The sequence below is a fragment of the Bradyrhizobium sp. AUGA SZCCT0169 genome, from assembly GCF_018130085.1.
Taxonomy (GTDB): domain Bacteria; phylum Pseudomonadota; class Alphaproteobacteria; order Rhizobiales; family Xanthobacteraceae; genus Bradyrhizobium.
Map to the genome: position 1 here is coordinate 252838 of NZ_JAFCMC010000002.1, position 13991 is coordinate 266828.

General features: G+C 63.3%; 12 protein-coding genes. 5 read left to right on the forward strand and 7 right to left on the reverse strand.

What is annotated here, in order from left to right; genetic code table 11:
- Positions 1 to 30: 30 nt before the first annotated feature.
- Positions 31 to 1680: a glycosyltransferase family 39 protein gene (locus JQ609_RS03185; protein WP_212271978.1), complete on the reverse strand. Its 1650-nt coding sequence runs from the start codon at positions 1678 to 1680 to the stop codon at positions 31 to 33.
- A 379-nt stretch (positions 1681 to 2059) separates the two neighbouring features.
- On the opposite strand from JQ609_RS03185, the gene JQ609_RS03190 reads away from it, so the two are divergent.
- The gene (locus JQ609_RS03190; protein ID WP_312014793.1) at positions 2060 to 2941 is read left to right on the forward strand and encodes a DUF308 domain-containing protein; all 882 of its coding nucleotides are present in this window, start codon (positions 2060 to 2062) and stop codon (positions 2939 to 2941) included.
- A 199-nt stretch (positions 2942 to 3140) separates the two neighbouring features.
- Positions 3141 to 3554 (forward strand): MucR family transcriptional regulator, encoded by a 414-nt coding sequence (locus JQ609_RS03195; protein ID WP_192737430.1) that lies wholly within the window; start codon positions 3141 to 3143, stop codon positions 3552 to 3554.
- Positions 3555 to 3603: 49 nt separating this feature from the next.
- On the opposite strand, the gene JQ609_RS03200 is transcribed toward JQ609_RS03195, so the two are convergent.
- Together JQ609_RS03200 and JQ609_RS03205 are read right to left on the reverse strand one after the other, a co-directional pair.
- Entirely contained in the window at positions 3604 to 4032 is a 429-nt protein-coding gene (locus JQ609_RS03200) for a SufE family protein (RefSeq protein WP_212265406.1), read from the reverse strand.
- Positions 4033 to 4127: 95 nt separating this feature from the next.
- Positions 4128 to 4556, reverse strand: coding sequence for a DUF5330 domain-containing protein (locus tag JQ609_RS03205; protein WP_212271980.1), 429 nt, complete (start codon positions 4554 to 4556; stop codon positions 4128 to 4130).
- Between the two features lie 428 nt (positions 4557 to 4984).
- Here JQ609_RS03205 and JQ609_RS03210 point away from each other — a divergent pair, with 428 nt between their 5' ends.
- Both JQ609_RS03210 and JQ609_RS03215 read left to right on the forward strand, forming a co-directional pair.
- Positions 4985 to 6829 (forward strand): PAS domain-containing sensor histidine kinase, encoded by a 1845-nt coding sequence (locus JQ609_RS03210; RefSeq protein ID WP_212271981.1) that lies wholly within the window; start codon positions 4985 to 4987, stop codon positions 6827 to 6829.
- Positions 6822 to 7574 carry a peptidoglycan-binding domain-containing protein gene (locus JQ609_RS03215; protein WP_212271982.1) on the forward strand — a complete coding sequence of 251 codons (753 nt, stop codon included), beginning with the start codon at positions 6822 to 6824 and terminating at the stop codon, positions 7572 to 7574. The genes JQ609_RS03210 and JQ609_RS03215 overlap by 8 nt, the downstream gene beginning before the upstream one ends.
- Positions 7575 to 7583: 9 nt before the next feature.
- Here the strand turns inward: JQ609_RS03215 and JQ609_RS03220 are convergent, their stop codons facing one another.
- From JQ609_RS03220 to JQ609_RS03235, 4 genes are all read right to left on the reverse strand, one after another.
- The gene (locus JQ609_RS03220) at positions 7584 to 9224 is read right to left on the reverse strand and encodes an ankyrin repeat domain-containing protein (protein WP_212271983.1); all 1641 of its coding nucleotides are present in this window, start codon (positions 9222 to 9224) and stop codon (positions 7584 to 7586) included.
- A gap of 235 nt (positions 9225 to 9459) precedes the next feature.
- On the reverse strand, positions 9460 to 10542 hold the full coding sequence (locus tag JQ609_RS03225; protein WP_212271984.1) for a class I SAM-dependent methyltransferase: 1083 nt from the start codon (positions 10540 to 10542) through the stop codon (positions 9460 to 9462).
- Between the two features lie 28 nt (positions 10543 to 10570).
- Positions 10571 to 12682: an alpha/beta hydrolase gene (locus JQ609_RS03230; protein WP_212271985.1), complete on the reverse strand. Its 2112-nt coding sequence runs from the start codon at positions 12680 to 12682 to the stop codon at positions 10571 to 10573.
- A 9-nt stretch (positions 12683 to 12691) separates the two neighbouring features.
- Positions 12692 to 13315: a TetR/AcrR family transcriptional regulator gene (locus tag JQ609_RS03235; RefSeq protein ID WP_212271986.1), complete on the reverse strand. Its 624-nt coding sequence runs from the start codon at positions 13313 to 13315 to the stop codon at positions 12692 to 12694.
- Between the two features lie 274 nt (positions 13316 to 13589).
- On the opposite strand from JQ609_RS03235, the gene JQ609_RS03240 reads away from it, so the two are divergent.
- Positions 13590 to 13934: a DUF1491 family protein gene (locus tag JQ609_RS03240; RefSeq protein ID WP_212271987.1), complete on the forward strand. Its 345-nt coding sequence runs from the start codon at positions 13590 to 13592 to the stop codon at positions 13932 to 13934.
- The last annotated feature ends 57 nt before the right edge of the window (positions 13935 to 13991 follow it).

Below are 13991 nucleotides of genomic sequence, written 5' to 3' on the forward strand. Positions count from 1 at the left end.
GCTGTTATGCCTTTGTGCGCTTGATAAGGGCTACGGCGCCGGAATGGCCAGCAGGGAGGAAATGGCCCGGCCGCGGATGTCGTAGACGCGCGCGAACACGACATCGTCGCGCTTGATTTCCACCATCACCGGCGCGGTGAGGCCCTTGCAATAGAATTCGCCCAGCGTCATCGCGAAGTCGGCGGCGTTGCTGTCCCAGCCGATGGTGAAATCCGGACCGAGCGCGACCTGCGCCGGACGTTGCGGGCCGCACACCGCAACCTTCCACTTGCGCCCGCTCGGCGCGACTTCCTGCCGCTCGACCAGTTCCTCGCGCAGGCCGTCGGAAGCCTGCTTCAGCGCTAGGCCCCAATAATCCAGCATGAAGAAATTGTCGGCGGAGCGGACCGTGCCGGCGATGTGGTTGAAGTGGGTGTATTCGTAAGGATGCAGGCGGATCATTTCGCTGAGCGGCAGCAACAGCCCGAATGCGAACGCCGCAAGGGCTGCGGGTTGCCAGCTGCGGCGGTTTTCCTTCAGCCAGGTCATGCCCCGGCCGAAGGCGACGCCGGCCAGCACCGCCATCGGCGGGATCACGAACACGAAATGCCGGATGCCGTTGTAGAGCGCGGGCCGCTTCACCATCGCGATCACCAGCGGCAGCGTCGCCGCCATCGTGAGCATCAGCATAATGGTCTTGCGGCGGGCCGGCACGTCGGTGCGCGACAGCGACATGAAGGTGCCGATGATGCCGGCGAACAACAGCGCCAGCAGTACTTCGGGAAGCTGCAGCGCGAACAGCGTCGGCAGATACGACCACGGCATGTCCGGCACCGATACCAGGGCGCCGTCGAACATTTCCTTCCAGGGCTTTTCGAAGAAATGCGAGAAATAGGTCAGAGCCTTGAACGGATGGTCCGGCTCCATGATTGCCCACGGCCACACCAGGCCCATCAGCAGGTAGCCGAACACGAGGCCCGGCAGCAGCACGTAGACCACATGACCAAAGCGATGCACGGCTTCGCGCAGCCCCTGCGTGCGATATTCCTCGATCAACAAGGGAATGAAACCGACGACGGCATAGACCAACGCCAGGCCGCCGAGGATCCGGCAACCGATCGCAAGGCCGGCACCCAAGCCGACGATCAGGATGGTTCGCGGCGAAGGCTGAGGATATTCCTCGGCGAGGCGGACCAGACCCAGGATCAGGATCACCATCGAGACCGCGAATGGTGCGTCCTTAGGGTTCATGAACATGTGGCCGTAGAAGGTCGGGCACAGCGCCAGCAGCAACAGCGTCGCGAGCCCGGCCAGCGGACCGCCGACCCGCCGCGCCAGCCGCCACGTCACGGCAAGTCCGATGACACCGACGACGGCGCCGAGCAGGCGGCGTGTTTCGAACAGTTCGAGCGGGATGACCTTGTGCAGCAGTGCCGCCGCCATGTCGAAGCCGCCGCCATACATGTAGAGATTGGCGAACGACAGCGCGCCGATATCCTTGAAACCGGAACCGTACATGCGCAGCAACAGCTCGGCATATTCGGCGTGGGTGTAATCGTCCCAGCCCAGTCCGTAATCACGGAAGGTCAAACCTGCGACCAGGGTGACAGCGGCCAGCACGACCATGGCTAGGTCGTCCCAAGTCCGCTCCATCGAGCGCCGCTCGGGCGTATCGACGGCAGATGTCGTGATGGCTGACATGGCTATTGGCTAACCCGGTGTCCCCTTTGGCCCAGCGTTTGCGCTTTTGAGCCTCTTTTCCCCGGCATCCATATAGCGCAGTTCCATTTTCGAGTAATCGGGAATTGTGGTCTAATTCCCTGATGCAATGCAACAAATTGGCGGTAATTAGTAGGCAGTAGATTTACGGGAGGCGTCTGAATGGCAGCTGAATGCCGCGATCGGCGCTTGAATTTTGCAGAGGGAAGGTTTCCGCCGCCGGGATTTTTGAGGAACCGTTTTTTGAGGAACTCTGTGCAGAATTGCTGGTTGGCGGTGCGCACATTATGACGGTATCGTGGCATAGGCGGTTTGCGAGCATTTCGGGCGCAGCCGGGGGGTTAGTTCGATGATGGTTGGCATGTTGGTCGCGGGTACCGGCCTTGTTTTGGCGGGCCTGCTGGCGATTGGCTACGGGATCACGATCAACGAATTCAGCACCGGCAACACGCTGATCCTCTCCGGCGTGACCGGGTTTTGCACGGGCGCGATCATGCTCGGGCTCTGGGTGGCGGTGCGGGAACTGAGGAACATCGGGCGGCAGCTCGGTGCGAGCGTATCCCAGCCGCGCGGCGAGGCCATGGTACGGCCGGTGCTTCCACCGGGTATGTCACCGGAGGCTGGTTCAGGCGACGGCCTTGTTCCGTTCAAGCTGGAGACCGCCGAGAGTGCCGGCAGCGAGCCCGCCGCACCTGCTGCCGCCTCGCCGTCTCCGCCGCCATGGCAGGGTGAGGTCGCCACGCGCGAGCGCCCGCGTGGCGATCTGCCGCCGGAATCCGAGCCCGCCGAGGCTGCGCCGAAGCCAAAGCGCAATCTGTTGTTTTCCTCGACGTCGCGAAAGGAGCGCGAGCGCGCGCAGGCAAGGACCAGCGAGCCGCTGCCGCCGGATCTGTTGTCGCCGGACCTTCGCCCCAATCCGCCAGCCGCGCCGCCGCCGCCAGTTCCCGCCGAAGCGCAACCGCCATCGTTCGATGATGCCTGGCCGAAACCGGAGCGATCGCGGCCTGGTGAGACCCCGCCGCCGCGTCGCGCGGGCCGGACACCCCCTGCATTTGACGAACCAAACGGCGTCCCGCCGCGCAATGACCAACAGCCGGCCGTAACGGTGCTGAAATCGGGCGTCGTCGACGGCATGGCCTATTCGCTCTATTCGGACGGATCGATCGAGGCCCAGATGCCCGAGGGCATGATGCGCTTTGCTTCCATCGACGAGCTGCGCACGCACCTCGATCAGCGGCCCTGAAGCGCCAATACTTGGCCGGCAAGCCGGCGTGAAAATAAAACGCCGCTGTTCTTGTCAGATTCCCGGTAATTCGGTCATATTCGCCAAGTCGTAATAAATTCCCCTTGCGTATAGGCGCGGCCGGATACTTTCAGCACCCTACGCGCTCGCGCGTTCGCGATCCCAGGATCGCGATTGCGATTCCCAGGAAGGTTGAGCCATGACCGATTCCGCCGGCAAGACGCCCGTCGAACTGACCGCCAATATCGTATCGGCCTATCTCAGCAACAATCCGACGCAGGCCTCCGAAATCCCGAGCCTGATCAGCCAGGTTCACGCCGCGTTGCTGCGGGTATCGACCGGCCGGATCGAGACGCCGCTCGAACCGGCAAAGCCGGCCGTGTCCGTCAAGAAATCGATGACCCCGGAGTATCTGATCTGTCTCGAGGACGGCAAACGCTTCAAGTCGCTGAAGCGCCATCTGCGCACGCAATACAACATGACGCCGGAGCAATATCGCGACAAATGGGGCCTTCCGCCCGACTATCCGATGGTCGCGCCGAATTATGCGGTGGCCCGTTCGCAGCTCGCCAAGAAAATGGGCCTCGGCCAGCAGGCGCGGAAGCGGAAATAGCAAAGCGTTTTCGAGCGAAGTGGATACCGGGTCGCGTTAAGAAAACGCGTCAGGAAGCCGTGGCAAGCGCCTCGCGCGCATCGGAGCGGATGCGCTCGACCATCGAGCGCAGACCGTTGGAGCGCTGCGGCGTCAGATGCTCGCGAAATCCGAGTTCGTCGAACAGGGCAATCGCATCCGTCGACAGGATCTGTTGCGGCGTGTGCCCGGAATAGAGCGTCAGCAGGATAGCGATCAGGCCGCGCACGATGTGGGCGTCGCTGTCGCCGAGGTAATTCAGGCGCGGTTCGCTGTTGCCGCTGCGGTCGAGCTGCTTCGAGAGCCAGACCTGGCTGGCGCAGCCGTTGACCTTGTTGGCCGCTGAATGCTCGGCTTCCGGCATCGGCGCCAGTGTGCGGCCGAGTTCGATGACGTACCGGTAGCGGTCGTCCCACTCGTCCAGCAGCTCAAAATTTTCCCTGATCTCGTCGATCGTCATCGTGGTCCGTGTTCCATGCTCCACCGTCTATATAGGATGCGGGTGGAGCGAAAGCGACGAAAATGGAACCGGTTCCGGACCTATTTTTCAGCCATTTAATCCTTCAATGCAGACGTCGTGCCGCGCCACTCGGCTGCGAGATCGTCTTGCGTGAGCGTGTCGCCCCGCGCGGTGGCCGCCGGCGTGGCTTCGTCGTCGCCCGAGCCGTCGATCGAGCCGGTGTGGTCGGGGGCTTTCTTGTCGGGCTTATCGGACTTGTCGGGCTTGTCGGTGATGATCTGATACAGCTTGCGCGCGCCGTCCTGAGCGCGCTGGCCGATCACGCTCGCGGCCTGGCCGCCGACTTCACAGGCCGCCGGCTGGCGCTTGCAGAACTGCCCCATGTCGGAGACGGCCGCGGTCGCAGCCGATACGGCTTCGGAGGCGCCGATCTGCGGCAGCTTGTCCGATTCAGGCGTCTTTTCTCTGGGCAGCAGCACGAGCACCAGTCCGAGCCAGAACACCATGCGAAGCAGAAAGAACATCTCGCGACCCCGGTCGTTTCTTTTGGTCTTGTTGCGGTTATGTCCGCAGGTTTGCTCCTGACTATCAGCCGTCGATAAATCGCAAGTGTTTGCATTGAAGTAAATTCGCCGAAAATTCGCGGAAAATTCCAATGATTTGATTCGACGTAAATTTTCGATTGATATTCGCGAACACAAAAAAGTGGGCGTGCCGGGGCCGTCCACCATTTCGAAACCATAGATTGATCGCGCCGGAAACCTGTCGTTCACCATCCGCGTCGAATGAGCGTTCCGTAACGGGTTAAAGCTCCGCGAATGCACGGTGTTTGCCGCCCGGCCGTCGTGCCTTAGCGTTCGCTTAAGTTCGCTCTGACACGGTGGGCCAAAGATAAGGGGGCGTTCCGGCGCGTCTGCAAGCCAACAGACGAACAAGCCGAAGCGCAAAAGCCGTGAGTGTTTTGAGTATCATCCGCGATTGTCTCGATGCGCTGCTGCATCCGTCCGCACGATATGATGCGCTGACGCGCGCGCGCCATCGCGCCTTCATGGCGCCGCGGCTGCTCGGCAGCCTCGCCGCCTTTGCGGCATTCCCGGTCTACCTGGCGATGCGCGGTGCGCCCACGGCTATCGAGGTTGCGGCTTTTGCCTGGCTGATCGCACCCATCCTGCTGTCATGGTTCTTGTCGCGCACCGGCCGTTACGACGGCGCACATATTCTGTCGTCGCTGGCGCTGGCCGGTCTCGTCATGATGGTCGCCGCGAACACCGGAGGCATTGAGTCCTTTGCCGCGGTCGGGCTGGTCGTGGTGCCGCTTGAGGCCGCGCTCTCGGCCTCGCGCCGCGTCGTCGCGTTTGCTTCGGCGCTGGCGTTGTCCTGCGCCGCGCTCTTGATCGCCCTCGGGCATTTCGACCTGTTGCCGGTGGTGGAGCCGAACGCGGCGTTGCGTAGCCTCTTGATGGCGGTTGGAATCGCGGCGGCGACGCTCTATGCCGTCGGTCTCGCCTTTGGCTCGGAATCGCTGGCGCGTACCAGCGTCGCACTGCTCAGTGTCGAGGAAGACCGCTACCGCCTGCTGGCGCTTAACATGAGCGACGTGATTTCACGCCACAGCCGCAACGGCGCGGTGCAGTTCATCTCGCCCGCCGCGGAAACCATGCTGGGCACTTCAGTCACGCGGCTTGCAGGTCACGGCCTGTTCGACCGCGTCCATGTGGCCGATCGTCCGGCCTATCTGACCGCATTGTCGGACGCCGCGCGTGGCGGCGAGGCGCGCAGCGTCGAGTTCCGGCTGCGGCGCGATGTCGTCCGCGGCCAGAGCAACTCCGATTTCATCTGGGTCGAGATGCGCTGCCGGCCGCTCGAGCATGCCTCGCCCGAGGCCGAAGTCGTCGCCGTGATGCGCGACGTCACCGACCGCAAGGTGCAGGAGCAGGCGCTGGAGTTGGCGCGTACCGCCGCCGAACGGGCGGATGCATCCAAGACGCGTTTCCTCGCCACCATGAGCCATGAACTGCGCACGCCGCTCAACGCCATCATCGGGTTCTCCGAGATGATCGTTCAGGAAGATCTGCTGATGATCGACGCGGCGCGGCGCAAGGAATACGCGCAACTGATCAACGATTCCGGACAACATCTGCTGTCGGTCGTCAACGGCATTCTCGACATGTCGAAGATGGAGTCCGGCAATTTCGAGATTTCGCCGGAGCCATTCGCGCCGCGTGCCGCATTGCTGCATTGCTGCAACCTGCTGGCCCTGAAAGCGCGCGACAACGGCGTCGATCTCGTCACCCGTGCGCCGGAAGATCTGCCCATGATGACGGGAGACCCACGCGCCTTCAAACAGATCGTGCTGAACCTGGTCGCCAACGCCGTCAAGTTCACCGAGCGCGGCGGCCATGTCACCGTCTCGGCTGCGGTCGAGGGCTCGCGCCTGATGCTTCGCGTGACCGATACCGGGGTCGGCATCGCACCCGACGATCTCAAGCGGATCGGCGATCCGTTCTTCCAGGCCGGCAAGACCTATCAGCGCAAGCACGAAGGCACCGGCCTCGGGCTGTCGATCGTGAAGGGCCTGGTCGGATTGCACCATGGCGAGGTGAATGTTCAGAGCAAGGTCGATGAGGGAACCACGGTAACCGTGGTCTTGCCGCTTGCCTTCATGCCGTCGGCGGTGGAATTGAATTCGCCTTCGAGCCCTTCGAGCCAAGCACCTTCGAGCAATGTCGCGACGCTGAAGCCGGCGCTGCGATCAGGATTACAAGACCAAGCCCATCAGGTGAAGAAAAGTGCCTAAGCGAACGATCGATGACGACGAGATGCCGCGCCGCCGCCGCGGCGCGAAAGCGGTTGCAGTCGACGCGGAAGAAGAGCGTGGATTTGTGATGCGCATGCTCTTGCGCAGTCCGAAGGACATGCTGGCCGGCGCGCTGGCCGTTGCCGCCATCGGCGCCATCCTCACCAACGCGTTGTTTCTGCAAGCCGGTCGTCATCCGTCGCCGATGTTCGGTTCGGTCGTGAAACTGCCGGCGCCGGCGCCGGTGGCTGCGAACCCGCTGCCCCGTCCGCGCCCGGTAGAACTGGTGCGTTCCGCTGAGCCCCCGGAACCGAAACCCGTCGAGAGCAGAAACGCCGATCCCAAAACCACCGACCCCAAGAGCGCTGACCCCAAAAACACTGACCCCATGACCAATCTGGTGGTCAGGTCGACCGGTTCGGCTCCCGCCGCCGCAGCTTCCAGCACTGCTACTCCGGTGGCCAAACCGAACGGGTCCGTGCCGGCTGCGGCGCCCCAGGTCATGCGGCCGCCGGCGCCGATTCCGGCTTCCGCGCAATCCGCGGGCGCGCGCCGCGTGGCGTCGGTGCAGCGCGCGCTGACCGAATACGGCTACGGCCAGTTGAAGCCGACCGGCGCCGTCGGTGCCGACACGCAGGCGGCGATCACGAAATTCGAGCGCGACCGCAAACTGCCGGTGACCGGACAGATGTCCGACCGCCTGGTGAAGGAGCTCACCGCGATGACCGGCCGTCCGATCGAGTAGGGACGGGCCTTACGACCCACCCAGCAGGATCTCGGTGACCTCGTCGGAGAATTGTTTTCTCCGCCCGTGGATCAAAATCCATTCCGAGCCGTCCTGATCCGGCTTCGCGCGCGGCATGCCATGGTCGAGCAGGGCGCGCGCACAGCCCGACCAGTCGCCGCCTTCGACCGGCTCGTTGCAAGACGCCCAGGAAAGCGAGCCGCAGGCATTGTCGCCAAAGCCATGTTGCTCGGTCCAGCTGGCCCCATGTTCGAGCAGGAACCGGGTCAATCCGGCATCGCCGCGAAACACCGCAAGATTGAGCGCGGACGCATTCCAGTCGCCGCCGCGCACCGCGATCGGCCAGCCAAGCCTGACCATCAGCCTTACCCCCACATCGTTGCCCTCGGCGGCAAGATCGGGCAGCAGCCGCAACTGCGAGGCCGGAAGCGTTTCGGGAAGGTCGGGCCGCCTGGCGCGGATGCGCCGGGCCTCGGCCTCATCGCCGCAGGCGCAGGCCGCAATGAATGCTTCCTCCTCCGGAATGGGCTCGTCCGTAGCGCTCGCGCGCAGGAGATCGGCGACCTCGCGAAGGCCGAACTGCAAGGCGAGCCTGTAGGCGCTGACGCCGTCAGGCGTCGCTGCCAACGGGTTTGCGCCTGCTTCCAGCAGCGCCTCGATACACCGGCGGGATCGCCTCCGCCGGATCGCCCACAGCAGTGGCGATCCCCAATCGGTCAAGGGTGAATTGCGCGCCGGCTCATTCGGATCGCCGCCGTTCTGGAGCAGAAGTTGAAGTGCGACGACATTGTCGAAGTCGAGCGCATGGTAGATCACGTTACTGCCCGCGACACGCGCGCCACGCTCCAGCAGCAGGCGGGTACAAACAAACGTCTCCAGCGAGTGATAGAGGGACTCGCCGTCGTTTGGATCGGCGCCGGCGTCGAGCAGCAGTTTCGTGAGTTCGGGGTCATGGTTGGTTCCGGCGGCGCCGTAAAGCGCCGACAACGGATTGCCGTCGTCGGGTTCGCTGACCGATGCCGGCGGCCAACGATTGCCGATACGCTGGTTGGGATCGGCGCCTGCCGCCAGCAGCAGACGGGCACAGCGATGCAGCCGCGCGCGGAATTCCGGAACAGACAACAGGCTGGAATGCGTGACGGCGACAAGTGGGGGCAGTTTCAGTGGTCCACCCGGGCGGTTGACCCATGCTGCATCCTGCTGCGTGGCCTCTCGCAACGCGTCTTCTGCGCCGATCGCACATGCCAGATAGGGGTTTCCGGCGGCGAGGTCGGGGCTTTCGGCCAGCATCCTGATGGCAACGCGCGGATTGGCGCGATTTGCCGTGCCATTGATGTCGCCGGCATAAACCAGTTGGAGCCAGCGCAGGACACGTTCGTCGCGCTCGCTGCCGATGGCCGATTGCGCTTCGAGATAGCGTCTCAGGTCCTGCCAGGAAGCGAAGCCGTAGTCGCGCGCCACACACGATTGAGCGTCATGGAGCCGGAGATTCAAGGATGCGATCTGGTCGTCGCTGTGCCCTGCGGCTGCCGGAAGGACGCGGCGAAAGCGGGCAAAAGCGTCGCCATCACGCTGCCGGTAGAGACGGAGCAAATCCTTGGCTTGCTTCTTGAGATGGTCGAGATTTAGTCGATCAGGCGATCGTTCCATTGGAAACCTCCGTGCATGGAATCGCCGATGGTCCGCAATACCGGCTTGCACAAAGGCTCTGGGTGTCGCTTGGAAGCTGCAAGTGGGTTCGACCCTTCCCGCGGACCCGGGCGCGGCTTGCACCGCAGCTTTGAGAATATGGTTGGTCCGCGCGACGGTCAACCCGCCGTATGCCGGCCGCAGGGATTCCTGCGGCCGGTGACCTTGGCCAGGCTTGCAGTTGCCATGCTGGAAACTACGGCCTTGCTTCGAGGATCATGTTGAACGGCGTCTCGGTGGCACGACGCACGCTCTTGAAGCCACCCTTCAGGATGACTTCGCGGAGCCGTGCTTCGCCGGCCTGCGCGCCCAGCGCCGTGCCGACTTCCTGCGAGAGCGAGGTCGGCACGCAGATCATGGTCGATGCGGCATAGTACAAGCGCCCGACCGGGTTGAGGTTCTGCTCGAGACGATCGCCCGCTATCGGCTCGCAGATCATCCATGTCCCATCGTCCTTCAGGGATTGGCGGATGTGGGCGGCGGCTCCCGCCGGGTCGCCCATGTCGTGCAAGCAGTCGAAACAGGTCACGAGATCGTAGTCCTTGCCGGGATAGTCCTTGGCGAGTCCGACCTCGAAGCGCGTGTTGGCGGAAGCGCCATGGGTTTCGGCATGCGCCTTTGCATCCGCAATCGAGCCGGGATGGAAGTCGTAGCCGACGAATCGGGATTTGGGGAAAGCCTTGGCCATCAGGACCGTCGACCAACCGTGGCCGCAGCCGACGTCTGCGACATTGGCGCCGGCCTCCAGCTTCTTCATCACGTCACCTCCGAGAGCAGGAAGCCACGTCGACACGATGTTGTTGTGATAGCCGGGCCGGAAGAAGCGGGCCACCGCGCAGAACATGCAGCCGGCCTGATCGCCCCAGGCGACACCGCCGCCGGACTTGAGCGCGGCCTGAACTTTCGGCTGGTTCTCGAGCATCGCCGCCATCAGATCGAAGCCGCCCATCAGATAGACCGGGCTGTCGGGAATGGCGAACACCATCGCCTGCTCGGGCGGCAGCGCGAATTTCGCCGAGGCAGGATCGTAGGACAAATAGTTGGAACTCACCTGATTGGACAGCCACTCGCGAAGGTATCGCGGATCGACCTTCGCGGTGCCGGCGAGTTCGTCTGAGGTCATCGGCCCATTGGTGTGTAGCGCCTTGTACAATCCGAGCGCATCGCCCATCCGTACCATGGCGACGCTGGACGCGCCCCCGAGGTCGCCCAGCATCTGGCCGACGAATGCGTTGAGTTTGCCTTCATCAATCCGGGTCGCTTGATTAACGCTCGACATAGCTACCTCCACTGACAATTGATTGCGGTTAGACCAGATCCGCCAGCATGCGGGCGGCACGGACGGCACCGTCGACTTCGACGGATTTGAATTTGGCCGGCGCGCGCAACGCACCAACCATCGCTTCCGCGATCATGTCCGGCGTCGACGACGCGAATGCCATGCGCGTGCCGGCGCCGTAGCGATCAAGACGATGGGCGACGTGGAAATTCTGCTCGAAGTGGTTCTGGAGCGGGAAATAGAGGAACGGTGTTCCGGCCGCGGTCAACTCCATGCAGGTGGTAAGGCCGCCCTGCACGAGCGCGAGATCGCATGCGGCGAGATGACGGTCGAGGTCGGGTACGAAGGCGCGCATCTCGACGCCGTCGGGCGCGCCGAGCGAGGCCGGATCGATCCGCGGGCCCGCCACCACGATCATGCGCAATTCGGGCAGTCTGGCCCGTGCCATCGGATAGCTCTGCAGGATGCGTTTGATCAGGTGGGTGCCGACGGCGGATCCGCCGACCGTGACGATGCAGACGCGCTCGTCCGGCCGGTAGCCGAGCCGCTCGCGCAGCTCCGCGCGGCTGCCGAAAATATGCGGATGTTCGCCGATGATGTAGCCGGCGAAATCGAAATGCCGCGGCACCCAGTCGCGCATCGCCGGCAGGTCCTTGCCGAACGACAACGGGATGATGTCCTCCAGGCTTCCGACGAAAATGGCGCGGTCGCGCACGCCGGGATGCCGCTCGATGTGTTCGATCATTTCGGCGTTGTAGTCGGTGGTCAGAAACGCCTCATGCTCGCCGCCCGACGGCATCGGCACATAGCCGACGAAGTCGGTGAACCAGGCGAGTGCGGCTTTCTTCAGCTCGGGGTGCTCGTGCCAGTAATGATCGATGTCCCAGGCCTCGTCGGCGATGACGAGATCGTAATTGCCCTCGTCGACGGCATCCTGGAAGGTCATGAAGTTCGCGATCAGCACCTCGTCCATGTGGCGAAGAGCCTGGAAACAATGCAGGTCGTGCTCGCCCGACTCCATCTCGATATGCCTGGACTCGCTGGCCAGCCGCGCACTCAGCGGATGAACGCGTTCGCCGTTCGCCTCCAAGAGGCGTGTCACGGGATCCTGTGCCAGCCAATCGACCTCCATATCCGGGTGCAGCTTGCGCAGCTCGCGGGCGATCGCGATATCGCGCCGCCCATGCCCGAGGCCGATCGGCGAGGAGAGATAGAGTGCGCGTTTGGCCTTCCTTGTCGTGCGGTTCGATCGGCTTGCGGGGGAGGCGATGGCGAGCCTGCGAGCGAGGAAATCGACAATCAGGGTGTTGGTCTTTGCGGGGATGCGGCCGAGCGGGTTGTGACCGCCGCCCGGAATGGTCACCAGCTCCGCATTCATGACCTCGGCCAGCGATTTCGCGCGTGCATGGCGCTGGATCTGGTCGTTGTCGCCGTGAATGAGCAGCACGGGACAGCAGATCTTGCGGTACATCGCTTCGCTGACATCGAAGCGCGGCGGGATCAGCCGTGCGTCGACGGTGTTGATCAGCACCGGGCCGGTGGTGTCGCTGGCCCAGCCGATGCCGTCCTCGATCTGCTTGGTCGAGTGCGGCTCGGTATGAATGTTGCGAATGAAGTGCTCGGCGAAATCAGGATAATCCGCCAGCCAGTGCTCGCGGTTGAATTTATTCCAGCCGTCGAACCGTTCCTGTTTGGCGTCGAAATGCTGGTTTGCCAAATGGGGATAGTTGGCGGGTCCGATGCTCGCTACCGTCCCGACCAGGATTGCGGCCTTCACGCGATCAGGGTGATGTGCGGCCAGCACGCTGGCGAGCATGCCGCCAAAGGAAAGGCCAACGAGGATTGCCTTGCCCGCGCCGGTGGCGTCCATGACGGCCAGCAGATCCGCCACGTAATTGTCCAGTGAGTAGCTCTTCACATCCTCAGGACGGTCGGACTTGCCGTTGCCGCGACCGTCATAGGTGATGCAGCGGAAGCGCTCGCTGAAATACGGCAATTGCGCCTTGTAGATCCGCGAATGGACGATGCACCAGGGCGGCACGAACAGCATGGTTTCCGGACCAGTGCCGTAGATCTCGTAGTAGATCCTGACGCCGTCGCGATCGATAAAACCACTTTCGTCGGGCAATTTCGCACGCATCGCGTCACCTCATCGATTGGCTGCACCTTCGACGCTGCGAACGAGATCACCGACCCGTCGCAAGGACTGGCGTATCGGCGAGCCTTTCTTCTCGAAACCAAGCAGATAGAGGCTTTCGGCGCCGATGAACGCATTGGCAGCAAAGGCTCCGACCTCCTCGGGCGTCAGCGGGCCGAGGCCGCCAAATTCACGTTCAGCCTTGCGTGTCGCGCCGACGATGAGATCGACCCATCCCATGATCGCGGTGCGAACGACCTGCGCGACCGTCGGGTCGGACCAGCTCGCAGCGATCAGTTCCTGCAGCACGCGCACATAGCCGGAGGCGATGTCGTCATCGAGATAATCGCAGGCCCGGTCCCATTGCTCCGACAGTTTGAGACTGGTGTCGCCGAACATCGCGTTCTGGCGATCCAGGAGCTGCGCGTTCAAGTACTCGAACAGCGCCAGCACCAACCCTTGCTTGGATCCGAAATGATAATGGATCTGGCTCAACGGAACGCCGGCAGCCGCCGCGACGTCGCGGGTCGACAAGCCCGCGTAGCCGTTCTGGCGCAATACTTTCTTGGCGGCTTCGAGCAGCGTGGTGCTGGTCTCTGCCTTTTTCTCAATTTTCTTGGCTGCGGCGCGCGCCACGATGAAAACTCCCTGGTGCGATCGCGGATCATAGTAATTCGGTCGACCGACCGAGTCAATGTTTTGCTCTCCGGCTCACGATCTTGTGCGGGCTCACGTGCGGCGAGGGCCGAGATGATGACTGGTCGGGAACCGCGACTTTGGAAATCGTGCCGGCTTTGACAAGTGTTGGTTACGATCGCGTTGCGGATAACTCTGCCGACTGCGTGCGCGAGGGAACGCGCCTTGGCCATGGCCTCTGGCGTCAGCCTGGACGCTGGCCTATCGTCCGGCCATGCGATTGAAATCATCTATCTGGGTGTCGGCCTATTTGCGCCGTTGCCAAACCGAAGGCGTCTTCGGCGCCGTGCGCCGGCGCGGCGCGGAAGAAGCCGGTGCTGTGTTCGTCAAGGTGGCTCACCTCGACGGCAACGCCATGCTGTACGGGCCGGCGCCGCAGACCGTCTATGACGAGAGCCGGCCGACCGAGCGCCTGTTCGTGCCGGCGTCGCCGCAGCCGGTGCCCGAGCAGTCGGTGGAAGAACGTCTCGCCAAGGAAATCAAGTTCGATCCCGACACCTGGATCGTCGAGACCGAGGACCGGGCAGGGCGGCATTTTCTGGAGCTGGCGAAGGCCTGAGGCCGGCCTATTCTATCATGGGGTTGTTTTCGAGATTTTGTGCCCGGGCACAAGATC

Coding starts and splice junctions, on each gene's coding strand:
- JQ609_RS03200 (WP_212265406.1), bottom strand. CDS start 4,032: ATGACGATCGACGAGATCAGGGAAAATTTTGAGCTGCTGGACGAGTGG.
- JQ609_RS03220 (WP_212271983.1), bottom strand. CDS start 9,224: ATGGAACGATCGCCTGATCGACTAAATCTCGACCATCTCAAGAAGCAA.
- JQ609_RS03230 (WP_212271985.1), bottom strand. CDS start 12,682: ATGCGTGCGAAATTGCCCGACGAAAGTGGTTTTATCGATCGCGACGGC.
- JQ609_RS03190 (WP_312014793.1), top strand. CDS start 2,060: ATGTTGGTCGCGGGTACCGGCCTTGTTTTGGCGGGCCTGCTGGCGATT.
- JQ609_RS03205 (WP_212271980.1), bottom strand. CDS start 4,556: ATGTTCTTTCTGCTTCGCATGGTGTTCTGGCTCGGACTGGTGCTCGTG.
- JQ609_RS03195 (WP_192737430.1), top strand. CDS start 3,141: ATGACCGATTCCGCCGGCAAGACGCCCGTCGAACTGACCGCCAATATC.
- JQ609_RS03240 (WP_212271987.1), top strand. CDS start 13,590: ATGCGATTGAAATCATCTATCTGGGTGTCGGCCTATTTGCGCCGTTGC.
- JQ609_RS03185 (WP_212271978.1), bottom strand. CDS start 1,680: ATGTCAGCCATCACGACATCTGCCGTCGATACGCCCGAGCGGCGCTCG.
- JQ609_RS03225 (WP_212271984.1), bottom strand. CDS start 10,542: ATGTCGAGCGTTAATCAAGCGACCCGGATTGATGAAGGCAAACTCAAC.